Origin of the sequence: Halopseudomonas pelagia CL-AP6 (assembly GCF_000410875.1) — a bacterium.
Classification (GTDB): Bacteria; Pseudomonadota; Gammaproteobacteria; order Pseudomonadales; family Pseudomonadaceae; genus Halopseudomonas; species Halopseudomonas pelagia.
The window spans coordinates 48,417-75,256 of the sequence record NZ_AROI01000011.1; the positions used below are offsets into that span (position 1 = coordinate 48,417).

Consider the following 26,840-nt stretch of genomic DNA (forward strand, 5'->3'; position numbering starts at 1 on the left):
ACTCACAATTGCTGCTTGATGCCCTTGCCAGTGGTAGTGCGGGTATTGTAGTTGCGTAGCCAGTCAGCCAGCGCGGGGGCTGATAACGGTCGGCTGTAATAGTAGCCCTGACCTTCACTGCAGCCCTGATCAATGATGTAGGCTTCCTGCGCCGCAGACTCGACACCTTCGGCAATCACCTGCATGTTCAGGCTGCGGCCTAGTTGAATGATGGCCCGCACAATGGTGGCATCGTCCTCGTCCACGAGCACGTCCAGGACAAAACTCTTGTCGATTTTGATCTTGTCCAGCGGCAGCCCGCGTAGGTAACTCAACGATGAATAGCCGGTACCGAAGTCATCAATGGCGATCAGTACGCCAGCCTTTTTCAGGTTGCTGAGGTGGTTTGCCGCAGCGGAAATATCTTCCATCAGGCCAGTTTCAGTGACTTCCAGTTCAAGACTGTAAGCCGGTAGCTGGTAACGCTGTATCAGCTTGGTTACCAGCTTCGACAGCTCGCTATGGTGCAGCTGCACGGTGGACAGGTTGACGGCCATGCGCAAATCGCTGAAGCCCTCTTTATGCCATAGGCTCAACTGATGGCAGGCCTGTTCCAGTACCCATTCGCCAATGCTGATAATACAGCCATTCTGCTCAGCCAGCGGAATGAACAGGTCTGGCGGCACCAGACCGCGTTCGGGATGCTGCCAGCGGATCAGTGCCTCCACCCCGACTACCCGGTGATTGCTGTAACTGACCTGCGGCTGATAGACCAGATGAAATTCGTTTCTACTCAGGGCGCCGCGCAGGTCTTTGTCCAGCTCCCGACGAATGCGCATTTCGCTGTCCAGGCTAGCGATATAAAACTGGTAGCGATTGCGCGAGCGTGCCTTGGCCAGCATCATCGTCTGCTCGGCTTTCTGCAGTAATTTCTCGGCGTCGTCACCGTCATCGGGAAACAGGGTGATTCCGATGGTCGCGCGAAGGCTGATGCTGTGCCCTCCCAGCTCGAAAGGCCGGTTCAGGTCGTCGAGAATGGTCTGCGCCAGTTCGGCGGCCTCATAGGGCTCGTTAATGCCGGTTTGAATCAGTGCGAATTGGTCACCGCCGAGACGTGCCAGGCTGCCGAGTCGCCCGCTGTTGCCGCGTAACCGATCAGCAACCGCCACCAGAAGGCTGTCGCCAGAGTAATAGCTGAACTGCTCATTCACTTCCTTGAAGTCGTCCAGGCCGCAGCAGAGCACGGCTACGCCGCGCTGGCGGCGTCCGGCATCGATCAGGATCCGTCCCAGCTGTTCCTGCAACATACTGCGATTGGGCAGGCCGGTCAGGGTGTCGTGCTGAGCCATATGCAGCAAATTGGCCTCGGCTTCACGCCGGCGATGGCTGTTACGCTTGATTGAATCGAGTAGCTCATTGGCCTTGTTGATCCAAATGCCCAGCTCGTTCTTTTCTTGGCCGGGCAGCATCGGGATGTGCATCTTGCCCGGTTGATCGGGGTTTATATCGGCGATATGGGCAATGATTTTTGCCAGGGGTTTGGTCAGTAACACGTGATAAATCAGAAACAGCACGAAGGCCATCGCCATCGCTCGCAGGATACCTGACAGCATGATGATCATGGAGCGTTGCAGGAATTCGTTACCAAAGGGATGGGTATCCAGCGTCAGCCGCAAATCGCCGTAGTACTCGTTGTACGGAGCGCGCCCGTGAAGTTCAATGCTGTAGCTTTGCTCGGCGCCAAATAGCCAATCAGTGACCGCCCGGTATCGGGACTCAGTAATAGGCTCTTCGCGATAGGCGAGAGGCGCTTCATCAGGATGGCTGATAGAAGCAAAACGCACCGCTTGGTGCTGGAAAAGGCCTTCTACCACCTGCATGGCCATTTCCGTGTCCAGGCTATATACCGCCTGCGTCGCCGGGTCGCGGGACATGGCCAGGATTTGCGCGGCGGTGGTGTCGATCAGCGACCGCTCCTTCTGCAGATCGTAGAGTATCTGCGCGCAACTGAGCAAGATGCCGACCAGTAATGCCCACAGCAGAACTAGGCGCAGAAGTTTGATCGATAGACTGTGGCGGCGCTCTGGTTTCAAGGTCTTGTTATTCCACCATTAATTGAAGGACATCAAGCGCATCAGCGGATCTCGTGAGCGGCAACGCACATTTTGCGTTCTGACTATAGGAATACTCTACCAGTATTCTTTCAGCACCCTGTCAGCAGTCAATAAGGGTCTTGATATGTGCTTAGTATCGGCAATGAATTGACTGGCGTCAAAGTGCCAGCGCCATTTATCAGACACAAACAAAACACCCCGCCGGGGCGGGGTGTGTTGGAGCAGCAATTACGAGGGTCTTACGCGGCGAAATTCTTGGCTACGAAGTCCCAATTGACCAGGTTCCAGAACGCCTCAACATATTTCGGCCGGGCATTGCGGTAGTCAATGTAATAGGCGTGTTCCCATACGTCGCAGGTCAGCAGCGGGGTGTCACCGGAGGTCAGCGGGTTGCCGGCACCGACGGTGCTGGCTAGCGCCAGGGAGCCATCGCTGCGCTTGACCAGCCAGCCCCAGCCAGAGCCGAAGGTGCCGATGGAGGTCTTGCTGAACTCTTCCTTGAACTTGTCAAAGGAGCCGAAGGCCTTGTTAATGGCTTCAGCCAGTTCGCCAGTGGGCTCGCCACCGCCGTTCGGGCTCAGACAGTTCCAGTAGAAGGTGTGGTTCCAGATCTGCGCTGCGTTGTTGAATACGCCACCTTTGGAGGTCTTGATGATCTCTTCCAGGCTTTTGCCTTCAAACTCGGTGCCGGGCACCAGGTTATTCAGGTTGTCGACGTAAGTCTTGTGGTGCTTGCCGTGGTGATATTCCAGCGTTTCAGCTGAAATGTGCGGTTGCAGTGCAGTTTGCTCATAGGGCAGTGCTGGTAATTCAAAAGCCATGTTATATCTCCATCTTCAGGTATCAGGATCCGGAAAAGGTGCGAAAGTGGCACTCATCCTCGTTGTGACTGGCAGGTTGGCGGCGCTTGGGCCGGCAGCCTGATGACGCCTCTTGTGAGTTGGGCGTTGCCCGTCCAAGCGATCGGGAAGCTCTGATGATAGCATCCCAAGGGCACTCTATCCACGCACCAAGCATGTGGTTATAAGCTTGGCGTAGCACTGTGATCAGGCGCTTGCGAGGTCCCAGGCAACACTCAGCATCATGCCGGCGACGACGATATCGATCACGCGCCAGGTATGTGGACGATTCAGCCACGGAGCCAGCCAGGCGCCGCCCAGCGCCAAGGCGCTGAACCACAGGATTGAACCGCTGGCAGCGCCCAGGGCAAATAGCGCAGGTTGTTCCTGCTGCGCTCCAACGGCACCGATCAGCACTACGGTATCCAGATAAACGTGCGGGTTGAGTAACGTCACCGCGAGGGTAGTCATGATCACAGCGGTCCGCGACCGGGCCGCTGTCGGCTGGGTGCTCAGGGTGGTTGGGCGGCTGGCACGGCGCAGCGCCAAGCAGGCATAGCCGAGCAGGAATAGGACGCCGCCCCAACGGGTGATGTCCAGTGCCAGCGAATGCTCTTGCAGTAGACGGCCTAGTCCGAAGGTGCCTGCGGCGATCAGTACTGCGTCGCAAATCATGCATAGCAGGGCCGCGCTGAGGTGATACTCGCGCTTAAGGCTCTGCCCCAGCACGAACGCATTCTGTGCGCCAATCGCCATGATCAGGCTGGTGGCGATAAACAGGCCGGTAAAATAGGTATTGAACATGTTGATCCTGGTGTCCTGTTTGTGGAGAGAGCGCGTACTGATACTGGACAGCTTCGGCCAGCCGACAAGATAAGGAAAACGAATAATAGTTATGTAGTATTAGTAAAATTAATGTAAACGGGGTAAGGGTATGGATTACAAGTTGCTGCTGGCGCTGACCGCAGTCATTGAGCAGGGTGGTTTTGAACGCGCCGCCGTGGCGCTGGGGTTGTCGCAGTCTGCGGTGTCGCAGAGGATCAAGCTGCTGGAATCCAGAGTGGGCGCGCCAGTCCTGCTGCGCACAGCGCCGCCCGCGCCCACGCCGGTGGGTCAGCGGCTGCTCAATCATATGCAACAGGTTCGGCTGCTGGAGCGCGATCTTCAGGAGGACGTGCCCATGGATGAGGACGGCGCTGGGCAGACGCGCTTGCGGATCGCTTTAAACGCCGACAGCCTGGCTACCTGGTGGGCTGAAGCGGTCGCACCCTTGTGTGAGCAACAGGGTTTGCTGCTTGACCTGTTGACGGATGATCAGGATGTGGGGCTGCGGCGTATGCGCTCCGGCGAAGTGGCTGGCTGTGTTTGCGCGTCACCGATCCCCGTAGCGGGAGCCCGGTCGCTGAAGCTGGGCGATATGCGTTATTTGGCTGTGGCGCGGGCGGATCTGCTACGTCGCTACTTCCCTACCGGGTGGCACGCCCAGGCCTGGAGCCATGCCCCGGCGATTGTGTTTGGTCCAGATGACCAGCTGCAGCATCGGTTTCTTGCTGCCGGTGGCTACCCAGGCGACTTTCCGTACCACCTTTGCCCTTCTTCGGAGGGTTTTGTGCGCATGCTTCGCGCAGGTATGGGCTGGGGCATGGTGCCCGCGCTGCAGATTACGGCTGAATTGGAAAGCGGGTTGTTGCGCGAGATCGTGCCCGGACAGGGCGTTGAAGTACCGCTGTACTGGCACTATTGGCGCAACGGCGGGCGCCTGCTGGAGCAGTTGACCCGCCAGTTGGAGAGGACTGTTCCGGGGCTTTTGGCTAGTTGAAGCAGGTTAACTGATGTGTATCTTGCCGGAGCCCGGCAATGCTTCGATGCAGTGATCGCCCATCAGTCGCGAGGGGGTGAAATAGCCCGGCGCCCGCACGCCCTTGAGCACATGTTCAACAGCCATCAGCACGCCATGCACGGTCACATCATAGCCATTGGCTACTTCGATGCGGGCAGTGACTTTCTTGCCGGCCCGATTCTGCGCTTCGCCCCAAACAAAGGTGCGCGCGCTGAGCCGCTGCTGGCTGTCGGGGCCGGTGATTTTGCGCCCGACCAACAGCTTGAGCAGCGCTTGCACGGGTGCGAAACCGAGCAAGGGCCGTAGCCGGTCCAGACGCCGGAGTCGGGTAGCCGCGCTGGGTGCCATAGGGATAAATACTTCGATATTGTCGATTCCAGTGGAAAACCAGGCAGTAGCGATGTCGCCCCAGGGGATGGTCACAGCATGCTTGGTGCCGTTGCCAAAGTCGATTTCGCGACTTTGCCAGGCAAGTGGCACAGTGCGGATCTGATCTTTTTCTCGAACTTTGCCACCATATTTGAGCCCCTCTACCGAGGTCTTGGCCGTGCCCGGGGAGAAGCCGCTGCGCGAATCGAAGCCCAGCGCCAGGCGGTCTGCATCGGGTAGCAGGGTTTTCAGTGTTGCGGCGAGGCAGTCAGTGGGTATCACATCAAAACCCACGCCCGAGCAGATGACAATATTCGCCGCTTCCGCCTCGGCATGGCGCTTTTGCGCCGCCAGAAAGACTTCTATCTCACCGGTAATGTCCAGGTAGTGGCAGTGATTGGCCAGGCAGGCATCAATCATCGGCTGGCTGGTGGCAGAGAAGGGGCCGGCGCAGTGGGCCACTGCCTGCATGCCTTTTACGCCATCATTTGCGGCTTGCTGGTTGCGCAGATCGAATACCCGGCAGGGGAGCTGCAGTTCTTCGGCCAGCGCCTCCAGCGCGCGGCGATTACGCCCGGCCAGCACTGGCTTGAGTCCCTGTTGGCAGGCCTCCCTCGCCAACAAGGTACCGGTGTAGCCATTGGCACCGTATATCATCCATTCCTGCATAGCTCTTCCCCGTTGATGATGCGGCCCTGGCGCCGCAGATACTGAACCAAGTCCTGCACTGAAGCCTTGAACAGGCCTTGAGGTTAACGGCAGACACCGCGCAGCGCCAGTGGCACAGTGCAGCAGCGGGTGTATGCTTTGCCCTCAGGCACATCGATAACAAAAAGAACGAGGTAGGTATGCGTATTCTGGTCACGGGTGCGAGTGGCTTTATTGGTGGGCGCTTTGCTGCCCATGCACTGACGCAGGGGTTGCAGGTAGTCTGTTCCGGGCGCCAGGTCACGGCAATGCAATGGTTGGCCGATCAGGGCGCGCATTGTATCGCGGGGGATCTACTCGATGCTGACTTTGCCGTACAGGCCAGTGCCGATTGTGATGCCATAGTGCACTGTGCCGGCGCGGTGGGGACCTGGGGCAGCTATCAGCATTTTCATGATGCCAACGTGCGCGTGACTGAGCATATAATTGCCGCAGCGCAGCAGCGGCGGATTCCTCGCCTGGTACACCTGTCATCACCTTCAATCTATTTTGACGGCCAGCACCACCGGAATATTCATGAGGATTTTCGGCCGCCGCGCTTCTTTGATCATTACGGTGCGACCAAGTATTTGGCCGACCAGAAGGTGTTTGCCGCCGGGCGTCAGGGCCTGGAAGTCATTGCGTTGCGTCCGCGCCTGGTGATCGGCGCGGGTGACACCTCGGTGTTTCCGCGTTTGCTGCGTGCCCATCAGAGCGGTAGGCTGCGGATTATAGGGCGAGGTGACAATCGCGTGGATCTGACCCCAGTGGAAAATGTCAGTCAGGCGATGATGCTGGCGTTGCAGGCGCCGGATAGTGCGCTGGGCCGGGCCTATAACATCAGCAACGGTCAACCGGTGGCGTTCTGGCCCACCTTCAATCAATTGCTTGGGACCTTGGGCATGCCGCCGCTGACGCGGCATATGCCCTACGCACTGGCCTACGGGTTGGCCAGTGTTGCGGAGTTGAAAGCCCGACTGACTCCCGGCCAGCCTGAGCCAGCGTTATTCCGCCTGGGCATGGCGGTCATGGCGCGGGACTTTAATCTGGATATCAGTGCGGCACGCGAGCACCTGAGCTATGAGCCCAGGGTGACCACCGAGCAGGGTATTGCCCGCTTTGCCGATTGGTGGCAGGCCGGGATGCCAGCGCTAGCGGACTATCTGTCCACGATAGATGCGCACGGGGGCTGACTCGTCTTGCCTGGACGGCGGTGGCGGGTCAAAATCGGTGCTGGGTGCCTGATGCAGCAGACGTTGACGTGAGGCGATAGCACCCTGGCCGAGCGGGGTGGCCAATTCGGGTTCTGCCGTCGGCGTAGTCATGTCTGCCAGGCGCAGACCCAACTCACGGATATCGCCCAGGCGGCTATCCCGGCTGAGGCGAATCATGTGTTCGACTGCATCCACATCACTGAGTCGCACTATCACCCCGAGCTCCTGCTTGAGTCGGCGCCGCAGTGCGGTCATGCATTCAAGCGTGCTGCGATTGAATTGCGCTTCAGTAAACATATTGCCCCCCTGGTGGCCTGGCGAACGGTAAGGTGTCTGGCCAAGCGTCGGGTTAGCAAGCAGAATATGTACCAATTTGGCGATATAACGAATTTATGCGACCTGTAGCGGGTCAGAGGCCTTAGCTATACGCGTTACCGGCTTACCGCTGCAAGTTGCTGGTGCACTATTGCACCGCTCTGGCGCGGTATTTTGCAGCGTTTTTTTATCACGAGCACAAGAGGGTAGTACATGAAAGGGCGTGATCTGGATGACGACCTGCCGAGTTTTCGGGCAACGGATGACCATGAACCCGTGGCGGAAAATGACCAAGAGCCTTATCGCAGCGACACGGGCGCTGAAACTATACGTGGGCCGCTACGACCGGAGCCTGCGGCCCAGGGTAACGGAGCGCTTTGGGCATTGTGCGCTGCACTGACGCTGGCGTTGATCGGTTTTGGTTATTGGAGCCATCAACAGCAAACCCAGTTGCGTCAGCAGTTGGTCGCGACGCAAAACAGCTTTGCCCGAATTAGTGAAGACGCTGCCGGGCGTATTCAGGATATCACCGGTAAAGTCAGCGCCACTGAATCGTCGCGCAGCGAGGCTGAGCAGGCCCGTACAGCGCAGTTACAGCGGCTGGAAAAGCAGCTGGGCGAGTTGACCAAGCAAGTGCAAAGCCAGGCTGCCAGCCTGGAAACTGCGCGTGCCAGCGAGCGCGCTTTGCTCGCGCGACTGGATCAGCAGGAAGCCAGCGCAGACACAGCGGCGCAGCAATTGGCTTCGCAAGGGGAGCAGTTGAGCGCGCTTGATCAGCGGGCCAGTGACGCGCGGTCAGCGGCTACCGAGCTGGAAAAAACGCTGAATGCGCTTAACGGCGAAGTGGGCCAGCTAACCCAACTAGAGCAGCAACTGAAACGTCAGGAAGCAAGAACCGCCAGCCTGGAGTCAAAATTTGAAATCCTCGCGGCCAACCGTCAGGCGGTGAACCTGGATCAGGAGTTGTTGGTGCTGCGCTCGGAAATTGATCAGCGTTTGAGTACTACCCAGGATGCGCTTGAATCCATCGACAGCTTCCGGGTTCAGGTCAACCGTAATATCAATACCCTGCAAACTCAACTGACCAATCTGCAGCGGCAGGTATCCACGCCCTAATGAACTTTCTCGCACACCTGTTTCTTGGCCCCAAAGATCCCGAGCAAGCATTGGGCAGTTTGCTCGGTGATTTTGTCCGGGGTCCGGTTGGGCGTCTGGATCTACCCCAGGGGGTGCGTGAGGGGATCTGGCTGCACCGTCGGATTGACAGTTTTACCGACGCCCACCCGCTGGTGCAGCGCAGCCGCGAGCGTGTCAGCCCGGAACGGCGGCGTTATGCCGGCATCATGATTGATATGTTCTACGATCATTTGCTCGCCAGTCATTGGCAGACCTTCTCCGACCAGCCTCTGGAGCAGTTTACCCAGGATATTTATGCCGTGCTGCTGGATCAGCAGCCGCTAATCCCCGAGCAGGCTTGGCCCACCATCAGTCGCATGGCCGAGCACGATTGGCTATGCAGTTACGCCCGGCTGACCAGCCTGCATCGGGCGCTGGACGCTATTTCTCTACGGCTTAAGCGCAGCAATCCTTTGCCGGGCTCGGCAATAGAGCTTGAGCACGATTACGCCGGGTTCAAGGCTGATTTTATGGCCTACATGCCGCAGGTGATGGCGTACGCGACGGATCAGGCTGCCGAGCTGACTGGCGCAAAAGTTTCTGCCTTGACTGTTGCGTCGGTCAACCCCAAGGCCTGACTCACCGCTGATTGGGCGCTTCTGGACAGCTGATTGCGGGTTCCGCTGTCAGGCTGCAGGTCGTCGAGAAAGTGCAACTCCACGGTAATGGTCGGGCTGCCCAGCAGGCCGAGCAGGTGCGCTGAGAACTCATCGTCATTGATGAAAGGCGCGGTCCTGTCAGGCTGGCCATTTTGCCGATAGGCCAGCGCGACTGGCTGTATTGGTGTGGCTGAATCTATCGCGCAACTCAGTAGCCGGCCGTGGAAGGTGCGAACCTGGTCCCCGGCAGTGGTAGTGCCTTCGGCAAAGATCACCAGGCTGCGGCCCTGCTGTAGCGCAGCGGCCAATTGTTCTTGCAAGGCGCTGCCGCTCGCCTGCCCGCGCTGAATAAACAGCGTGCCAGCGGCTGCGGCCAGCCAGCCGATTACCGGCCAGTGGCGTACTTCCGCCTTGGATAGAAAATGTACCGGCGCATGGGCGCCAATAATCACGATATCCAACCAGGAAACATGATTGCTGACCAGCAGTCGGGTGCCCGTTGCAGGCTGGCCATGGCAGCGTACCTGCACCGGCAGCAAGCGTATCAGACCGCGCATCCACCAGCCTGCCAGCTGTTGGCGTCGAGCGTCGAGAGGCTTTGCACTGAGGCTTTGTAGCAGCGCCATACCCAGGCTGAGCAACAGGCCGCAGCCTATCCAGAATGCCACGGCGGGTATGCGCCAGAGCCGTCTGGCGAATACCCGCAGCCTGGTAGTGGTTTCCTTGTGCATCATGCCGTCTTGAAGTGGCGAGCATAGCGAGAGCACAGCTGCTCCCGACGCAACAGAATAAAGACGTCGGCAACATTGAACTCGGGGTCCCAGCAGGGCTCGCCGCAGATTTTCGCGCCCAGGCGCATATACGCTTTTAGCAGGGGCGGCATTTGTGCGGTGACATTATCTGGCAGGTCCATTTCAGGAATCGGCAGGCGGGGAATAGCATTCAGCCAGTTGCGGCACAGGTAGCGCTCACGCAGACGCTGCATAACCGCGTGCGCCTGGATCCCGCCATCACCCATGCCGACACTGGCGCAGCCCATCAGATAGGTGTAGTGCCGTTCATTCATCAGTTGCGCAATGCCCGACCACAGCACCGAGATAGTGGCGCCGTTACGGTAGTCAGCATGTACGCAGGTGCGGCCTATTTCGAGGATGTCGCCGCGCAGTTGCTTCAGCCCGACCAATTGAAATTCGCCCTCGCTGTAGAAGCCTCCAGCGAGTCGCGCCCGTTGGCTGTCCAGCAGGCGTGTGGTGGCGACGATGACGCCGGTGTGGCGGTCGCGCACCACCAGATGTTCGCAGTGAAGATCAAACAAATCCTGGTCCAGGCCACTTTCCGCGTTAGCCAGTTGCGCGCCGCATTCCTCGCTGAACACTTGAAAGCGCAGCGCCTGCGCTGCTCTCAGGCAGGCGCGGTCCTGCACCAGTTCCACAATAAGGTGGCGTTCTTGGGTTGTTTCTATGGCAAGCGCAGCGTTTGACATGGGGCACCTCCGTCGGGACAGCCTCGGGTTGTTTCCAGATCGAGGCTATGGCACTGGGGTGTCAGCGCCGTGAAACTTTGGTGGCGGTTGTGTTACAGCGGCGGGCTCTGTTGATGCAGGTCAGTGCGTGTCACTCAAGGCTGACTTATAAAGATCGGCCACAGATTGTCATAGGTAATCGAGATGAATGCTCCAGCTAGAGTGCTGTTCGATAATGGTGCTCACAAGGTGCTTTGCTTTGACCAACTGGTAACGGGCGACGGGGTGCAGTCCAATCAGTTTCTGATCATTGATGGCAACGAACATGCCCTGCTGGATCCGGGCGGTGACTTGACCTATATGCCGCTGTCGCTCGCAGTGAGCCGTTATATTCCGCTGCAGGATCTGACCTATGTGTTCGCCTCGCATCAGGATCCGGATATTATCGCGTCCCTGGATAAGTGGTTTTTGCATACCCGTTGCCGAGTGGTCTGCTCACGATTGTGGGCGCGCTTTCTGCCCCATCTGTCTGCTGGTTACTTGACGCGAAGCCAGGGTATGAGCACCACCGAACGCATGATCGCAGTACCGGACCGCGGGCAGGATATTGCCCTGGGCAAGACTGTCATCAAGGCATTACCTGCGCATTTTTTGCATTCGGTGGGCAACTTGCAATTTTTTGATCCGGTTAGCGGTATTCTGTTTTCCGGCGACATGGGCGCGTCCATGGTTGATGACGCCGAGCCGGTCACCGATTTTGCGCTGCATATACCGAACATGGAGGGCTTTCACCGACGCTATATGGCCGGCAACAAGGCCTGCCGCCTGTGGGCCAACATGATCCGTCAGTTGCAGCCGAAGATGATCGTACCGCAGCACGGGCGGCCTTTTGTCGGGCCTGATATGATTGATGCTTTTCTGGACTGGATCAGCCAGCTCGAATGCGGGTTGGACCTGCTGACCCAGGCCGACTATCGCATTCCCTGATGTAAGGCATGGCATGACAGGCACTACCTATCCCTGGCGCAGGGGCAACAGCCATCGGCTCACGGTCGACGGCGAGCATTTTTTCCCGGAATTGCTCGAGCAGCTACAGCAGGCGCGCGAAAGGATAGATATCGAAATGTATCTGGTCACCTCCGGGCAAGTTACTGCCAAGTTGATTCAGGTACTGATTGCAGCGGTGCAGCGGGGCGTGCAGGTACGTTGCCTGTTCGATGCGGGCGGCAGCCGCGATTTTGTCAAGGCCGAGCGCGAGCAGTTGCGGCGCGCAGGCGTGGATCTGCGTTTTTACAATCCGTTGAACTGGCGCTTCGGCTCGCACAACTTCTACCGTGACCACCGCAAGATAGTGCTGGTTGATTGTTTGCGGGTGATGGTTGGTGGCATGGGCTTGAGCGACCCATTCTGCCAGGCAGATGCCAGCGGACAAACCGAATGGCACGAGCAGATGTTATTGGTGGAAGGGCCTGTAGTGGCCGACTGGCAGGATCTTTTTGATCGGGAGTGGGAAAGGGCTGCGCAACCCTTGACAGGGAATAGCCTGCAATTACGTCGCAAGGTCAGCGTACCACCGCATCCGCAGGGTGATTCCGGCTACGGCCGGGTTGCCTATATCGATTCAAGGCATGGCAAGGAAGTGCTCAACGGCTTGCTGGCAGCTGTGCGGCGAGCAGACTCGCGGGTCTGGCTGGCCACCCCGTACTTCCTGCCGGCTTGGCGTATACGCCGCGCGTTACAGCGCGCCGCACGTCGCGGTGTGGATGTACGTTTGCTGCTCTGCGGTCAGCGCATTGATCATCCGCAGATTCGCTATGCCGGCCAGCGTTTCTACAGCAGATTGTTGAAGGCCGGTGTGCGCATCTACGAGTATCAGCCGCGCTTTCTGCACCTCAAGACGGCGCTGGTAGACGATTGGGTGTCACTGGGCTCGTGTAATTTCGATCATTGGACGCTGCACTGGAATCTGGAGGCGAACCATCAGGCGGTGGATGTCGATTTGAATCGCGAGGTGACCGCCAGTTTCGAAACTGATTTTACCCAGAGCAAGGAATGGACGTTGGCGCAATGGCGCGAACTGCCCTGGCCGCACCGGTTGAAGATCCGCGTATGGGGGCAGATCAACCGATTGGTGATGTTGTGGTTTGATATCAAGGGTTGAATGTTCAGAAAACCCCCGCCTGCGAAGTGGGCGCGACGTGCAGCCGGGCAAGCACCATGCTGGACACGCGGTGAACCCATCCCTGGGGGCTTATCCGCGCCCGTCCAGGGCGCAGACGGTCCAGCAAGGCGCTTGCCCAGCTTCCCGGTAGAGTGCTGAGGCATGCGCGAATGCTTTATAAAGCTCAGATCTCAGTTAAATACCGGCTTACGTTTCTGTATAAACGCCGTCAGCGCTTCCCGTGCTTCCGGCCCCTTCAGCAAGCCAGCAAAATAGTCACCCTCGCGTTGCATGACTTCCTCGGCAACCTGGGTCACCCCTTGTTTGATCAATTGCTTGCTCAAACGAACCGAGCTGGGCGGCAATTCGGCGATGCGAAGCGCGGCAGCCCGGGCGGCATCCAGAACCGGTTGACCGGCCGGCAGTGCGTGGTTAGCCAGACCGATTTCGGCGGCCCTTTGGCCACTGATGGTCTCGCCCAACAGCAACAGCTCGGCAGCGCGCAAATGCCCTAGCAGGCGCGGCAGCAGGAAGCTGGAACCGGCCTCGGGGCACAGACCCAGATTTACAAAGGGCATTTTCAGCTTGGCGTCTACGGCTACATACACCAAGTCGCAATGTAGCAGCAGGGTAGTGCCAACGCCCACGGCAGGACCATTGACCGCAGCGATCAGCGGCTTTGTCGCGTGGCAAATAGCTTTGAGAAAATCGTACACCGGGCTGTTCGGACCGGACGGCGGTACGTTGATAAAGTCGCTGACATCATTGCCACTGGTAAAGCAGCTCTCGCTGCCCTGAATGATCACTGCGCGCAGGCTGTCGTCGACCTGAGCGCTATTAATTGCTTCGGCCATGGCGCTGTACATATCACGTGTCAACGCGTTTTTCTTGTCGGGGCGGCTCATGCTCAGGGTCAGAACAGCGTCGCTGCGGTCGATCAGCAGGTGTTGGCTCACGGGTAGCTCCTGAAAATAGTCAAGGGCACCGCCAAGTGATTATTGGCGGCTGATAAAGGCTTCGTCGAGTATCTGGCGGCCCGGCAGGCCCGCCATGAATAGCGGTTTGCGCAGTTGCTCGATAAAAGCAGGCGGCCCGCAGAGTAAGGCCAGGGTCTTGCGCGAAGCAAGGCGCAGTTGTGTCAAATCAGACGGCAGTTCGGCGCGGCTGCGCAAGTGCAGCCTGAGCTGCGGATATTGATCGGCCAGCTTGAGTAGCGGCTGCGTCAGATAGCATGGCGTATCCGCCCGCGACCAGTGCCAGACCGTGATGGGCGCTTCATGCCCGGCCAGGAGTGCATCACGGGCGATCGCCTGCAAGGGCGCCAGGCCTGTACCACTGCCGAGCATTAACAGCGGCGTATCCTGCCAGGCAGGGTCGTAATGAAAGTGCCCTGCTGCAGATCCCAGATAGAGCCTATCGCCGAGCTGGCATTGGCGGATTGCATTGGAAAAAGCCCCTTGTGCATGCAGCCGCAGGTGAAATGCCAGCTCGCCGTCGGCCGGCAGGCTGGCGATGGAGTAGGGTCGTGCCAGGCTAGCGTCCAGCCATAACACCAGGTGTTGGCCGGCACGAAAGCGCAAGGGTCGCTCTGGGGCCAAGCGCAACAGCAGTATGTCGTCAGCCAGATAGCGCATCTCGCTGATGCGTGCGGGGAGGCCATCGGTTGTCGGGTCATGCAGGCTGATGTGCATGTCCTGCTGCACCAGGCACTGGCATGCGAGTAGCCAGCCCTTGGACTGCTGTTCAGGACTTAGCAGGGACCGAGCGGCGCTGGGCGCTTCGTCCGGCCTGGCCTGCACCAGACAGCTTTGGCAGTGCCCTGAACGGCAGGACCAGGGTACCTTGTGGCCGTGTTCAAGCAGGGCGTCCAGCAGGTTGCTATCAGGTTGGACGACAAACTCTTGGTCGCCCAGCGGAGTGCCGGCCACCGGAGTGCCGGCCACCGGAGTGCCGGCCAAGTAAATCTTAGGCATAAGCCGCCTCGTGGGTCTCCGAACGGTTGCGTCCGGCTTCCTTGGCACGATACAGCGCTTCATCGGCTTGGTGAATATGTGCTTCCAGATCCTGTTCGGCAGCGATCAGGCAGAGCCCTGCGGAAAAGGTGCAATGTTCTCCATCAGGCAGGCCTTCAAATTGGGTGCTGGCAAAGGCCTTGCGCAGGCGTTCCACGCACTGGTGCAAGGTGGCCAGGTCGGCATTGTTCAGCAGCAGAATGAACTCCTCGCCGCCAAAGCGGGCGACCATGTCCTGATCCCGCAGGCTCTTGCTTGCGAGCGTGGCGAAGCCTTGCAGCACGGCGTCACCGGTGGCGTGGCCATGGCAGTCGTTGATGCCCTTGAAATTGTCCAGATCGATCAGGGCGATGCCGAGCTTGTTCATGGGGCCGAGCAGGTTGATGCGTCGTTGCGCTTCCTTGAGGAAAAAACGGCGGTTGATCAGGCCGGTCAGGCTGTCAGTATCGGCCAGGTTCTGCAGCTGGCCCATCATGCCCTTGAGGGTTTCCTGGTGCAGTTGCAAGGTGTTATGCCGACGTAACAGGCGCTCGCGCAGCTCGCGAATATAGGTACAGAAAAAGCTCAACCAGGCCAGGAAACAGGCCAATACAAACCATTCGAGCATGTGTACGCTTACTGGCTGGGTATTGCTGCCGGTCAGCGTGCTGTACAGAATCAATCCACTGTAGAGCAGCAGCGCCAGGCCGGCGTGATGAAAGAATGCCGAACGTGATAACTGAAAGACACCAAACATCAGAATGATCGGGTAAATCATGATCAGGCTGCCACGAAATTCGCCGGAGAACGCCAGCAGGTAGGTTAGCAGGAACATCGCGACGATGATCTGCGGACTGGTCAGGCTGGGGTCCTTGAAGCGCAGATTAAGGCCGCTTTTGAGCATGCAGAATATCGCCAGCTGCAAGGCCGCGCCGAGCACCACATGGCTGGCTGCCATCGTCGCGCTGGCATTGTATTGCCCGGCCAACCAGGCCGCGCCGATCACCACAAAGGTAATCAGGTAATTGAGCTGGGCCAGATAGAAGCGCTGCAGGCGGATAGCCTGAAATTTGGCTGTGTTGTCATCCTTGTCGGTCACGCGATGCCCTTCCTTATCGGTGCTGGCACTTTGATGTCAATTTATCCTCGCGGCTGCTCTTTGCATAGCCCTTATTCATACAGTCCTTTATATGGCCTCTTTGCCATTGATTAAACAAAGCTATTGGCGGAAGACTGCCGCCATGTCGAAGCTAAGGTATACTCCAGCACCCTGATCGTCACGGCGCGCTTTACATCCTGCGCCACTGATGTCCGTGAAGCTGGCAACGCTGCATTGATCTGTTTTCAGCGTCTAGCCAAATCGCACCCGAAGAGGAGCCTGGCCGAGCATGACCGCAATCAAGCAAGACGACCTTATCCAGAGCGTGGCTGACGCGCTGCAATACATTTCCTACTACCATCCGGTGGATTTTATCCAGGCCGTGCATGAGGCCTATTTGCGTGAGGAGTCGCCCGCTGCACGGGACGCGATGGCGCAGATTCTGATTAATTCACGCATGTGCGCGACCGGCCACCGGCCGATCTGCCAGGATACCGGCATCGTCACAGTATTCGTCAAGGTCGGTATGAATGTGCGTTGGGATGACGCGACCATGGGCCTGGACGACATGATTAACGAGGGCGTACGCCGCGCCTACAACCTGCCGGAGAACGTACTGCGGGCTTCGATTCTGGCCGACCCGGCGGGCAAGCGCACCAACACCAAGGACAACACGCCTGCGGTGATTCACTACCAGATGGTCCCCGGCGATACCGTCGAGTTCCATGTCGCGGCCAAGGGTGGCGGCTCTGAGAATAAATCGAAGATGGTCATGCTCAACCCCTCTGACTCAATCGTTGACTGGGTAGTGAAAACCGTACCGACCATGGGTGCTGGCTGGTGTCCGCCGGGTATGCTCGGTATCGGTATTGGTGGCACTGCCGAGAAGGCTGCAGTGCTGGCCAAGGAATCGCTGATGGACTCCATCGACATTCACGAGCTGCGCAAGCGCGGCCCGCAGAACCGCGTGGAAGAGCTGCGTCTGGAGATCATGGACAAGGTCAATGCGCTCGGCATCGGTGCCCAGGGCCTGGGCGGTCTGACCACGGTGCTGGATATCAAGATCAAGGATTACCCGACCCACGCCGCCAGCCTGCCGGTGTGCATGATCCCCAACTGCGCAGCGACCCGCCATGCGCATTTCACCCTGAATGGCAGTGGCCCGGCGATTCTTACGCCGCCGCCCATGGACGCCTATCCTGACATTACCTGGGAAGTCGGCACCGGCGTGCGTCGGGTCAATCTGGATACCCTGACCCCAGCCGATGTGCTGGAGTGGAAGACCGGTGAAACCGTACTGCTGTCCGGCAAGATGCTTACTGGCCGGGATGCCGCGCACAAGCGCATGGTCGAGATGCTGAACAACGGCGAACAACTGCCGGTTGATCTGAAAGGCCGCTTTATCTATTACGTTGGCCCAGTCGATCCAGTACGCGACGAAGTGGTTGGGCCGGCTGGCCCGACTACCGCCACGCGGATGGACAAATTTACCCGGCAGATCCTCGATCAAACCGGCCTGTTAGGCATGATCGGTAAATCCGAGCGTGGTCCTATTGCGATCGAGGCGATCAAGGATTACAAGGCGGTGTATCTGATGGCCGTCGGCGGTGCGGCTTACCTAGTAGCGCAGGCGATCAAGAAAGCCGAAGTGCTGGCCTTCCCGGAAATGGGTATGGAAGCTATCTACGAGTTCGAGGTAAAGGACATGCCCGTGACCGTGGCCGTTGATACCCAGGGCGAGTCCGTACACATTACCGGCCCGGCGATCTGGCAGAAGAAGATTGCTGAGAGTCTGGCGGTAGAGGTGCAGTAAGAGCGCGGTAAAGAGCGCGGTAATATGCGCTTCAAACCATTGAGTGCGATCCAAAAAAATCCCGGCCAGTGCCGGGATTTTTTTATTGGGCTATGACAAAGCGTGTTTAACGCGCCTTGGCCACCTGCCGCCAGTGGTGCAACAACGGCACTTCCCCATAGTGCAAAACATCAGGCTTCAGTTATCCAGCGGGTCGAGTATGTGCGGAAAAAAGGACAGTGGCGGGTGGTTGGCTTTCCACTCTGCAGCAGACGCCTGAGCTTGTTCGATTTGCTCGGGTGTTATCTTTGATTCTTCTGCAATTCGAGCCAATAGACTTTCAGCACGATATTTATTTGGACTCCCATCTCCATCCCGTTCCAAAAGCAACGAAATCAGACCTTAACCTTTTACCAGGTCCTCTTCGTCTACCTGCTCTCGATAAAGATCAAAATATATCGTGCAGTCACTATAAACACTGCTCGCATGACCCTCTCTGGCTGCCTTTTCTATCCAATAGCGATAGCCTTCACTATCTCCTTTCTGGAAAAAAGTTCCGGCATAGCGACCGGATAGTCCCCTTCGGCAGACGCTTTGAGCCACTTTTCTACCTCCTGCTTACGGCTACTAGGCAACCAGTAAAATCCTAGGCCTTCCTTAGTGAAGACGGCATGCCAAAACTGGGCCTCTGCATGACCAGCTTCCGCTGTCCTTTCTCGCCATTTGGAGCCCATGGTTATTTTGAAAATCTGGTATAGAGCTTCTGGGTCGCCCCCTTCCGCCAGCGGCAAGGTCCGATCATAAGCCTCTTGAAGCCATTCCTGCGCGGTTTTGCTACCTTGCGGACACTGGCTAACCACAGCACATAGATTGCCGCCACTACGCGCCAGGCGGATCATGGCCCAGACATAACCCTGATGAGCAGCAGCCTCCAGCCATTGCTGTGATTCGGAGGTTATAAAACGGTTGCTCCGGCGCAAAGCTTTGCCAAGATAAAACTGCGAGGCAGGATCGCCAGCTTCTGCGGCAGTCTCCAGAAAGGGTGTGGCAGACAACGCCTTGTATTGGTTGTACAAGGCGATTCAATCTGAGCGTAGTTTTCCATGCTCAGCGGGTACCCCCCCTCTGCAGAGGCGTTGTACCACTTCTCCACCTCTTCCAGCCAATGAACGACCTCTTTGGTCATGAATCGGTCACGTAGCCTTAGCTCCTCACCAAGATAAAACTGGGATTCAGCGTCTCCCGCTTCAGCAGCGATCCGCAGCAGTGGCTCCGCTGTGCGGTACTGGTTGAATAAGGCGATTCCCTCTTCCTTCGCGGCCCGCTGCTCTGCCGATAAGTCTGCCCATACATGCATGACAGCAAGCCATAAAAGAATAAATAGCAAAGCCGGTTGGCCAGGCACTCGCTTTCTCATTTTTTCATAAGCCTCACTGTGATAGCAGGCGGCTTGAATGAGCAGAATCAAAACAAAGTATCGCTCGGGTCGAGTTTCTGTGGAAAAAACGATAGCGGGGGATGGGTGGCTTTCCACTCAGCGGCGAATTCACGGGCTTGTTCGAGTTGCTCTGCGGTCATTTGCTCAGCGTATTGTGGTAGTTCGTCCTCAATTAGATCTTTATTTAACCCCCCCCGCCATCCAGCTCCAAAAAAAGCGTGAGCAGCCCATACCCCTTTACAATATCTTTCCTATAGCTCTCACGGCGCGGGTCGATGAACATCATGGCGTATTCATAAACACCTGAAGTGTACCCAGTCCTAGCAGCTTCTTCTGTCCAGTGCCTATACCCGGAATAATCGTCGTTATCCAAGTGTATTAGTGCGTAATCCAACATACTCAGCGGATACCCCCCCTCCGCAGACGCCTTGTACCATTTTTCCACTTCTTCCTGACGACTGCCCGGCCACCAGTACCACCCCCTGCCCTGTTTGATCGCTACCGCTAACCAGTACTGCGCCAGCGCATGTCCCGCTTCGGCCGCATTCTCTATCCAATTGATATCAAAGTAATTTGATACATGAGATACATCGCCTCAGCATCGCCTTGCGCCGCTTTGGGCTCATTCAATTGGCGAGCTTCGTCAAGCCATTGCTCTGGAGTTTTACTGCCTTCAGGACAGTTCCCCATCACAGAGCAAAGACCGTCGCTGCTGCGCCCTAAACGGATCATGGCATAGCTGTTGCCCTGCCTTGCAGCCTCCTCCAACCAGTGGTATGCCTCTTTGGTCATATAGCGGTTGTTTTTGCGCAGCGCCTCTGCCAAAAGAAACTGTGACTCCGAATCTCCAGCTTCTGCCGCAATGGTCAAATACGGCTCAGCAGAAATCGCTTTGAACTGGTGATATAAAATACTGCCACGCTCTTTGGCTGCCTGCTGCTCGACCATTAAGTCTGCCCATACAGGCATGGCAAAAAACCAGATAAGAATAAGTGATAGGCAGCTCAACCGGGCCGTCCGGCTGTTCATTTTTCAAGCACCTTATTGCCGGATGACGCTACTTGAATACAGACCATCAAAACAGAGTATCGCTCGGATGAAGTTTTTGTTTGAAGAACGACAGCGGAGGATGGGTAGCCTTCCATTCGGCGGCAAATTCGCGGGCTTGTTCCAGTTGTTCAGGGGGCATTTGATCTTCCAACTCCGCTTGTCTTCGAGCAGCCCTATCAGCCATTCCTCCACCGCCATCCAGCTCCAGCAGAAGAGATAGAGCACCATATCCTTTGACCAAGTCTTGCTCATAACCATAGTCGTCTGCCATGAGAGATATCCCGAGACCAAGGTTAAAAATAGCTTTAACGTAGCCCGTCTCGGCTGCGCGCCCCATCCAGTATTGATAGCCCGCATAATCATCTTTTTCCAGGAAGGTCAGGGCGTAGTTTTCCATGCTCAGCGGATATCCTCCCTCCGCAGAGGCTTTGTACCACTTTTCCACCTCTGCTTGACGACTACCGGGCCACCAATAAAACCCCTTGCCTTGCTTGATCGCTACTGCTATCCAGTATTGAGCCAGCGCATGTCCCGCCTCTGCCGCTTTCTCGATCCATTCGATATCAAAGGTAATTTGGTACATCAGATACATGGCCTCAGCATCACCTTGCACCGCTTTGGGCTCATTTAATTGGCGAGCTTCGGCGAGCCACTGCTCTGGCGTTTTGCTGCCTTCGGGGCAGCTCCCTACGACAGAGCATAGGCTATCGCCGCTGTGGCCTAGACGGATCATCGCGTAGCTATATTCTTGTTGAGCTGCTGCTTCCAGCCAGTGAACAACCTCTTTGGTCATGAATCGGTCACGCAGCCTTAGCTCCTCGCCAAGATAAAACTGGGCTTCAGCGTCTCCCGCTTCAGCAGCGATCCGCAGCAGTGGCTCCGCTGTGCGGTATTGATTGAATAATACGATTCCTTCATCTTTGGCGGCTTGCTGCTCGGGCGCCAACTCAACGGAATGCCCAGCAGACGCCCACATCAGCAGGCAAGCCATTAGCCAGATAGATGTTTTACTCCACTTGCAGCTCCCCACAGTGCAAAACATCAGGCTTCAGTTATCCAGTGGATCGAGTATGTGTGGAAAAAATGATAGCGGCAGCGGGTGGCTGGCTTTCCACTCAGCAGCAGACGCTTGAGCTTGTTCGATTTGCTCGGGTGTTATCTTCGTTTCTTTTGCGATCCGGGCCAGCTCCCATTCAGCAACTGACTTATTGAGACTCCCTCCCCCGTCCAATTCCAGAAGCAGTGAAATCAAGCCGTATCCTTTTATTAGATCATCTTCCTTTCCATGCTCTTGGAAGCGCTCAATAAATATTAGAGCGTAACTAAAAAGACTGCTCGCATGGCTTCGTTTGGCTGCTTTCTCTATCCAATAGTGGTAACCCTTGCTATCACCCTTATCTAGCAATAGGCCTGCATACTGTTCCATAGCAACCGGGTAGCCCCCCTCAGCAGATGCTTTGAACCACTTTTCCACTTCCTGCTTACGACTGCCTGGCCACCAGTAAAACCCAAAGCCCTCCTTAGTGAAGGCCGCGTGCCAATACTGAGCCTCTGCATGACCAGCTTCAGCTGCCTTTGTTCGCCATTCGGGATCCCCAGTTATTTTGAACAGCTGGTACAGAGCTTCCGGATCACCTCTTTCGCCCAGAGGCAGCGTCACATCATAGGCTTGTTGCAGCCACTCTTTTGCCGTTTTGCTACCTTGTGGGCACTGACTAACCACAGCGCAGAGATTGCCGCCACTGCGGACGAGACGGATCATGGCCCAGACATAACCCTGATTAGCAGCAGCCTCCAGCCATTGCTGTGATTCGGGCGTTATAAAACGGTTGCTCCGGCGCAAAGCTTCGCCAAGATAAAACTGCGCTTCAGGATCACCAGCTTCTGCGGCAGTCTCCAGAAAGGGGGTAGCAGAAAGCGCCTTGTATTGGTTATATAAGGCAATTCCATGCTCCTTGGCGGCCTGTTGCTCGGGTGTCAATTCTTCTGCATGCCCGACAAGCGCCCACATCAATAGGCACGCAACTAAAAAACTCACAGCTTTATTCCACACTTTCTTTGATCTCCAAGGCAGCCTCAAAATCACAATGCTCTGAACCGGTTATTCCATATGAGCTCACGCCGAAGCTCTTCTAAAGTCGGACGACGATACTGATACATTGCGTCATACTCTGCACCCAATTGCTTTACGTGATCCTCATACCTTAATCGCATGAGATTGTTTCTTTGAACATTCGACCTTACGAGCGTAGCCATAAAAGCATCCAACCTTCTGCTATTACGACGGTAAGCCTGGGTTGGATTGGCTTCTGCAACGCCATATTGATTCATATGCAAACAGGCCCGTCCAAACTGGTGTCTGGCGTTTTCCAGGCCTTCTGGTGATTGTCTAGCGGCAGACACTATCCAGCGCAATATTCTTTCAATAGCTTCTTGTTGCCACAGGTTGGACTGCTCACTATTAACTGATTCACCTTTCTCCGAAATACCTGTTATCGCAACTTCAGTAGACAGCTCTGGAGTAAACCCTCGGGGCGTCGAAGTGAGCGTCATCAGCATCGGCCCCAATGCTTCAGGCGTAGCCTCCACAAACCATTGCGCCAATTCAGCCTCAGGCTCATAGGTCACGATAGACAGCGCCAACGGCCCAGCGCGCCCCGGCCTTGTCAGCGCCTCATAAAGAGACATGACCGTGTCGACCGCCAACAAGCTCAGCATGGTGATGCCGAGACCTGCACTGGCAAGCGTGTTGAGACGATTGAAGTAATCGGTTGCCCCTGTGTCTATCCAGAGAAGCGGCACTCCGTGGTTACGGTGCAGTTCGCGGCGGAAGATATGCAACAGCTCGACAACACCCTCATAACTGACGGCAAAACTGTACTCTCCTTTCACGCCCAGCCCCGCCACAGCTGCCGCCTTGATAATTAGTATCAGCTGGCCGTTCTGGAGCGATACCTTTGCATTGGCTTCAGCGCCTACCCCGGCAGCAGCGGCAATACCAACATTCAGTTCGGCCATGCTCAACCATTGGTTGGCCACACTGGTTTCCGTGGAGCCAACTCCTCCACCTGGGATTGCTCTGATGGCTGCCAGCCCGCTTGGTGGCGCCCAGTTGAGAGCGCCGGTGAGCTGTACGCCCGCCTGTACGCCAGCAAAAAGGTTGAAGCTGGCTTGCGCACCTTCTCGAACCTCCAGCCCGGCTGCTCTGCCGCTAACTAACGGAGCACTCCGATGCGTGCTGTTGTGCGTTCCACGCTTCGCTTCTTCGTCGGTTTTCAGTTCTGATTTACCCCACAAGGCCCCATTAGGAGTAAGTTCTATCTTGGCAGCGAGTAGCAATGAGGCGCCGGCGTAGCCCCAGGCGCGGGCAGATAGATGCACGGAATATCGACCAATGCTGACCTCACGGGCCTCATTGTTATACCCGGTGTATTTTACGGTGAGGTCGGTTGCCTCGCTTCGCGGCGGCATGTCCAGACTGAAGAGCTCAACCTCCCCACGCGCCAGGTCTATTCCCAATGAGGCCTGAACTGACGTCTGAATGCCTTCAGCCACGCTGAATGAGGGACCCGAAGCAGAAGCTGAAGCATGCAGATTTCTTTGCGGCGGGGTTAGACAACGGACCAGCTGAGCCTGCGGGCTGGCGTCGAACAGACGCATCTCCTCGCGAATGTCTGCTCTGAATAGCACCTGTTTGAGTCTGCCGCCCCATTCAGCTCGCACGCTGTCAGATTCAAGCATCTCAACCCTGATGTTTGAACCCGTGAGGTACCTATAAAACTGTTCAACGTCAAACCAACCATCCTCATCAAACCAGCCTCCGGCCTGATCAAGTAACGCATGTGCTCCCTGAGCATTAAGCCATTCTTCAAAAATATCCGAAGCGCTGGACAGCCCCGTGCCGTTGTTAACCGGAATACGCTTCATGGCCTTTACAGCCCCATCTACCACATGCTCCTGGAAGCTCTCTTTCAGATGCTCAGCTATGCCTTCCAGATTAAACAGGCTCATCGCTCTTACGGGGCGGTCACTGTCATCTGGCAGGCTCATCTCGCGTAATGGAAAGCCGGTTCTCACAAGCCGGTCAACTGGTCGAGGTGAGAAGGCCTCCGGGTTCCACAAGAGATGTCTTCTTGGCGAGCCTGCTATCACATTCTGTTCCGCTTGTTCCTTTAGCGCCTCGCGCCTTTTCTGTAGCTCATCCCACTTGCGTCGTTCAGCTTCTACGAGCCCAGCAGGAGGTTGCATATTTGCGCCGGTAGACTCCACCCAGTTGCGATACTTTTTCTGAAGGGACTCATTGATTTGTGCCTGCTCAAGCTCTGCATCCAGGTACTTGCGGAATTCTTCCACTCCATCGTAAATGCTGCTCTGAGGCGATGAGATCAACGCGTACTCAGGCAAGGCCAAGCCATAGTCAGCCACCTTGATTATGCTGTCGGCATACTCGATATACTTGAGCTCTGCCTCTGACTCTCGCTTCCAAGTGCAATACTCCCCAATGTTGCCGCGCCCCCATCCCGTGCAGCTCTCTACGCTTGAGTGATATTGCTTGGCCTCGTCTATGGTGGCAGCAATGCTCTGGATATCATGTTCAGGTATGTTTCCATCACTCATAATGGCGTTGCGTTTGTTTAGATAGTCCTGAACGCGACGCCGCGCCTCAATGGCCTCAGGTGAAAACAGTGTGCCATTTTCGTAGCTATATCCTTGGCTTAACGCCTCACGCCTGGCCTTTGCCTGCAGCTGTCGCCATTCATTATGTTGCCTGTCCACATAAGCAGTCATCTGACGCAAACGCCTCAGGTTGACTTCTTGATCCCTGAGTTCTTCCCGCCCCTCCGTCGAAAAGAGCGCTCTATGGGGAACCCGCCTCAGAATATTCACGGGTATGTCATTTTCGCCAGCGATGCGCAGCTTGGCGCGGTCAAGATCTGCAATGTCGGGGATTTCTGCCTCAATAGCCAACGCTCTTTCAAGATCTTCACCCTGAAGGAAGTTAGTCAGCTTTGGTTCCATGAAGTACTCAAGCAATCCCGTCTCATCCAGCCCGCGCTTGCGATCTTCTGCTGATTTGTCCGGTGAAATTTTGTCAGCGAGCTCCTCAATAGCTTCCTTGATTGCGTCAGAGGCCTGCTCTGGCAGGAGCCAGAATTTCCTTTCTTCTGTAGAGTAAATGACCGTCGCAAAGGTGTTTGTGCAAGGAGCGTCTGAATTGTCAGAAAAAGAAGCACAACTCTCAGGTATCTGTGGCAACGGACCCAATGCCAGCGCTTCGCCGGTATTGCCATCGTTGTTCTGCGGTTGCTGTGCAGCAACTGGAGTCTCTTGGGCTGTACCTGCGAGGTCTGGAGTGGACGAGCCCGACTGAGCCGGCACACTCAAATTCCATCCGAGCTGAATATGATTGGCATCCTTGATAAAGGGGTTGAGCTGTCTCAACTGCTCGACGCTGGCGCCGTACCGCGCAGCAATCTTGCTGAGGTTATCGCCAGACACTACCGTGTGATTACCAAGTTCCATGGTGGCTCCATTCATCCTTTACATTCGCTACGCTGTTCACTGGTTCGACGCCTAAAAGTTCGAGCTGCTCGACTTTCTTAAACGGCGAGTCCTTGCTTTCAAGGATCGCCATGGACTGTGGGCCCTGATTCAGTGGAGGGCCGGCAACTATTTTGCTGAGCCTTAACAAATGGCGGCCCTGGGTGATGCGGTGAGCTACCAAGGTGCTGAGATTGTCAGCGATACCCGGGAGCTGTTCCTGCGAGGGGGAGCCAAAAGCAGAGTGATGCTCATCCACCCAGTAAACCCACCCAAGCTGCCGTTGCAGTCTTGCGGTCTCTGCTGGCAACTTGAAGTTGGTTTCTACGGGAATGGGGGTGGGTTGCTGTTCGGTGTGCCAAGCGACCCACTGTCCATCCGAACGACCGAAATGACTGGGTGCTGGACTGAAGACACTGGTCCAGGGCCCCATCAGCCTAGCCAGGTTTTGGCTGGAAGTCATCGCCAGTGCGGCCCAAAGGGCCGGGCGGTAGTAGCTGAGCAGGCTCTGGCCTCCGGAGCCGTCATTGACTTTGAGCAACCAACGGGCGTGTGCCCGGGCGGCTTCCAGGTCGTTGGTCAGTAATGCGATCCCGGCATTCTTCTCCAGGCAAAGCTGTGCGGCCAACGCTTTCAGCTCTGTGGTTTCTGGAGCGCTTACCCAGATAGGCCCTTGGCCCGCCATGGCAGCAAATTCGGTAGTGCGATACAGATTGTCCTGCTCGAGTGGCTGCCCAAGATTGTATAGGCGTGCCAGGGTATTTTGCTGACGGTTCTGATCGATGATAAAGCACAGGGACTGGCCAGACTTGCCTGCACCCAACTCCTGGGTCTTGATTCGTGGTAATGACAGGAACTCTTCTAACATCACATCAGACATGGGCAATCTTCTCGGCTACAAGCACCATTAGTCTGTTTCCCACATAGAGGCGTAATCCCCGATTCATTTACCCTGCGCGGTAAAGGTACAAGGGTGTCACCCGCCACATCACTGTCTGCTGCCAACACCTCCCCCGGCAGCACCGGCGCAGCACCCGAGCCACTGCCCGGCGAGCCACCGGCATTCATCTTGATCGAGGCGCCGGTCAGGGTCACGCCGCTGGGATCGATCTTGATAAAGCTGCCGTTAGCCTTGAGGGTCAGTTCGCTGCCTGCTTCGATAACCATTTTCTGT

23 protein-coding genes and 1 pseudogene are annotated in these 26,840 nt (G+C 56.7%); 7 read left to right on the plus strand and 17 right to left on the minus strand.

Going from position 1 to position 26,840, the window contains the following annotated elements; translation table 11 throughout:
• Positions 1 to 2 precede the first annotated feature (2 nt).
• From K787_RS0110830 to K787_RS0110840, 3 genes are all read right to left on the minus strand, one after another.
• On the minus strand, positions 3 to 2,072 hold the full coding sequence (locus tag K787_RS0110830; RefSeq protein ID WP_022962829.1) for a GGDEF domain-containing phosphodiesterase: 2,070 nt from the start codon (positions 2,070 to 2,072) through the stop codon (positions 3 to 5).
• A gap of 260 nt (positions 2,073 to 2,332) precedes the next feature.
• The gene (gene sodB, locus K787_RS0110835) at positions 2,333 to 2,914 is read right to left on the minus strand and encodes a superoxide dismutase [Fe] (RefSeq protein ID WP_022962830.1); all 582 of its coding nucleotides are present in this window, start codon (positions 2,912 to 2,914) and stop codon (positions 2,333 to 2,335) included.
• A gap of 225 nt (positions 2,915 to 3,139) precedes the next feature.
• Entirely contained in the window at positions 3,140 to 3,736 is a 597-nt protein-coding gene (locus tag K787_RS0110840; protein WP_022962831.1) for a LysE/ArgO family amino acid transporter, read from the minus strand.
• A gap of 130 nt (positions 3,737 to 3,866) precedes the next feature.
• Between K787_RS0110840 and K787_RS0110845 the strand changes: the two genes are divergently transcribed.
• The gene (locus K787_RS0110845; RefSeq protein WP_022962832.1) at positions 3,867 to 4,751 is read left to right on the plus strand and encodes a LysR family transcriptional regulator ArgP; all 885 of its coding nucleotides are present in this window, start codon (positions 3,867 to 3,869) and stop codon (positions 4,749 to 4,751) included.
• Between the two features lie 6 nt (positions 4,752 to 4,757).
• On the opposite strand, the gene K787_RS0110850 is transcribed toward K787_RS0110845, so the two are convergent.
• Positions 4,758 to 5,810 carry a saccharopine dehydrogenase family protein gene (locus tag K787_RS0110850; protein WP_028614847.1) on the minus strand — a complete coding sequence of 351 codons (1,053 nt, stop codon included), beginning with the start codon at positions 5,808 to 5,810 and terminating at the stop codon, positions 4,758 to 4,760.
• 179 nt (positions 5,811 to 5,989) lie between these two features.
• Between K787_RS0110850 and K787_RS22785 the strand changes: the two genes are divergently transcribed.
• Entirely contained in the window at positions 5,990 to 7,021 is a 1,032-nt protein-coding gene (locus K787_RS22785) for an NAD-dependent epimerase/dehydratase family protein (protein ID WP_022962834.1), read from the plus strand.
• On the opposite strand, the gene K787_RS22790 is transcribed toward K787_RS22785, so the two are convergent.
• Entirely contained in the window at positions 6,980 to 7,339 is a 360-nt protein-coding gene (locus K787_RS22790) for a hypothetical protein (RefSeq protein ID WP_022962835.1), read from the minus strand. The genes K787_RS22785 and K787_RS22790 overlap by 42 nt on opposite strands.
• A gap of 231 nt (positions 7,340 to 7,570) precedes the next feature.
• Here K787_RS22790 and K787_RS22795 point away from each other — a divergent pair, with 231 nt between their 5' ends.
• Both K787_RS22795 and K787_RS22800 read left to right on the plus strand, forming a co-directional pair.
• Positions 7,571 to 8,473: a coiled-coil domain-containing protein gene (locus tag K787_RS22795; RefSeq protein WP_022962836.1), complete on the plus strand. Its 903-nt coding sequence runs from the start codon at positions 7,571 to 7,573 to the stop codon at positions 8,471 to 8,473.
• Positions 8,473 to 9,111 (plus strand): acyl carrier protein phosphodiesterase, encoded by a 639-nt coding sequence (locus K787_RS22800; RefSeq protein WP_022962837.1) that lies wholly within the window; start codon positions 8,473 to 8,475, stop codon positions 9,109 to 9,111. Before K787_RS22795 ends, K787_RS22800 begins: the two co-directional genes overlap by 1 nt.
• On the opposite strand, the gene K787_RS22805 is transcribed toward K787_RS22800, so the two are convergent.
• Both K787_RS22805 and K787_RS0110880 read right to left on the minus strand, forming a co-directional pair.
• A complete protein-coding gene (locus K787_RS22805) occupies positions 9,042 to 9,899 on the minus strand; it encodes a lysophospholipid acyltransferase family protein (RefSeq protein ID WP_152486824.1) in 858 nt (285 codons plus the stop codon). The two genes, K787_RS22800 and K787_RS22805, sit on opposite strands and share 70 nt — an antisense overlap.
• On the minus strand, positions 9,863 to 10,615 hold the full coding sequence (locus K787_RS0110880) for a GNAT family N-acetyltransferase (protein WP_022962839.1): 753 nt from the start codon (positions 10,613 to 10,615) through the stop codon (positions 9,863 to 9,865). Before K787_RS0110880 ends, K787_RS22805 begins: the two co-directional genes overlap by 37 nt.
• Positions 10,616 to 10,798: 183 nt before the next feature.
• Here K787_RS0110880 and K787_RS0110885 point away from each other — a divergent pair, with 183 nt between their 5' ends.
• Together K787_RS0110885 and K787_RS0110890 are read left to right on the plus strand one after the other, a co-directional pair.
• On the plus strand, positions 10,799 to 11,581 hold the full coding sequence (locus K787_RS0110885; RefSeq protein ID WP_022962840.1) for an oxygen-binding di-iron domain-containing protein: 783 nt from the start codon (positions 10,799 to 10,801) through the stop codon (positions 11,579 to 11,581).
• A gap of 13 nt (positions 11,582 to 11,594) precedes the next feature.
• The gene (locus K787_RS0110890) at positions 11,595 to 12,755 is read left to right on the plus strand and encodes a phospholipase D-like domain-containing protein (protein ID WP_022962841.1); all 1,161 of its coding nucleotides are present in this window, start codon (positions 11,595 to 11,597) and stop codon (positions 12,753 to 12,755) included.
• A gap of 191 nt (positions 12,756 to 12,946) precedes the next feature.
• Here K787_RS0110890 and K787_RS0110895 read toward each other — a convergent pair whose 3' ends face one another.
• Genes K787_RS0110895 through K787_RS0110905 form a run of 3 tightly spaced genes read right to left on the minus strand, consistent with a single transcriptional unit; the run spans position 12,947 to position 15,845 of the window.
• Positions 12,947 to 13,711 (minus strand): enoyl-CoA hydratase, encoded by a 765-nt coding sequence (locus K787_RS0110895; RefSeq protein ID WP_022962842.1) that lies wholly within the window; start codon positions 13,709 to 13,711, stop codon positions 12,947 to 12,949.
• Positions 13,712 to 13,750: 39 nt separating this feature from the next.
• Positions 13,751 to 14,728 carry a 2Fe-2S iron-sulfur cluster-binding protein gene (locus tag K787_RS0110900; protein ID WP_022962843.1) on the minus strand — a complete coding sequence of 326 codons (978 nt, stop codon included), beginning with the start codon at positions 14,726 to 14,728 and terminating at the stop codon, positions 13,751 to 13,753.
• Positions 14,721 to 15,845 carry a GGDEF domain-containing protein gene (locus tag K787_RS0110905; RefSeq protein WP_022962844.1) on the minus strand — a complete coding sequence of 375 codons (1,125 nt, stop codon included), beginning with the start codon at positions 15,843 to 15,845 and terminating at the stop codon, positions 14,721 to 14,723. The genes K787_RS0110900 and K787_RS0110905 overlap by 8 nt, the downstream gene beginning before the upstream one ends.
• A 289-nt stretch (positions 15,846 to 16,134) precedes the next feature.
• On the opposite strand from K787_RS0110905, the gene K787_RS0110910 reads away from it, so the two are divergent.
• On the plus strand, positions 16,135 to 17,658 hold the full coding sequence (locus K787_RS0110910; protein WP_022962845.1) for a fumarate hydratase: 1,524 nt from the start codon (positions 16,135 to 16,137) through the stop codon (positions 17,656 to 17,658).
• Between the two features lie 488 nt (positions 17,659 to 18,146).
• Here the strand turns inward: K787_RS0110910 and K787_RS24310 are convergent, their stop codons facing one another.
• From K787_RS24310 to K787_RS25220, 7 genes and pseudogenes are all read right to left on the minus strand, one after another.
• A complete protein-coding gene (locus tag K787_RS24310) occupies positions 18,147 to 18,713 on the minus strand; it encodes a tetratricopeptide repeat protein (protein WP_152486825.1) in 567 nt (188 codons plus the stop codon).
• A 911-nt stretch (positions 18,714 to 19,624) separates the two neighbouring features.
• Positions 19,625 to 20,104 carry an SEL1-like repeat protein gene (locus K787_RS25525; RefSeq protein ID WP_235801924.1) on the minus strand — a complete coding sequence of 160 codons (480 nt, stop codon included), beginning with the start codon at positions 20,102 to 20,104 and terminating at the stop codon, positions 19,625 to 19,627.
• A gap of 46 nt (positions 20,105 to 20,150) precedes the next feature.
• On the minus strand, positions 20,151 to 21,116 hold the full coding sequence (locus K787_RS0110925) for a tetratricopeptide repeat protein (protein WP_022962847.1): 966 nt from the start codon (positions 21,114 to 21,116) through the stop codon (positions 20,151 to 20,153).
• A gap of 57 nt (positions 21,117 to 21,173) precedes the next feature.
• The gene (locus K787_RS0110930; RefSeq protein WP_152486826.1) at positions 21,174 to 22,163 is read right to left on the minus strand and encodes a tetratricopeptide repeat protein; all 990 of its coding nucleotides are present in this window, start codon (positions 22,161 to 22,163) and stop codon (positions 21,174 to 21,176) included.
• 44 nt (positions 22,164 to 22,207) lie between these two features.
• The gene (locus tag K787_RS22825; protein WP_022962849.1) at positions 22,208 to 25,648 is read right to left on the minus strand and encodes a LysM peptidoglycan-binding domain-containing protein; all 3,441 of its coding nucleotides are present in this window, start codon (positions 25,646 to 25,648) and stop codon (positions 22,208 to 22,210) included.
• Positions 25,635 to 26,546 (minus strand): DUF4123 domain-containing protein, encoded by a 912-nt coding sequence (locus K787_RS22830; RefSeq protein ID WP_022962850.1) that lies wholly within the window; start codon positions 26,544 to 26,546, stop codon positions 25,635 to 25,637. Before K787_RS22830 ends, K787_RS22825 begins: the two co-directional genes overlap by 14 nt.
• Positions 26,534 to 26,840 (minus strand): annotated as a pseudogene (locus K787_RS25220) (type VI secretion system tip protein VgrG); the annotation flags it as partial. The pseudogene K787_RS25220 and the gene K787_RS22830, both read right to left, overlap by 13 nt.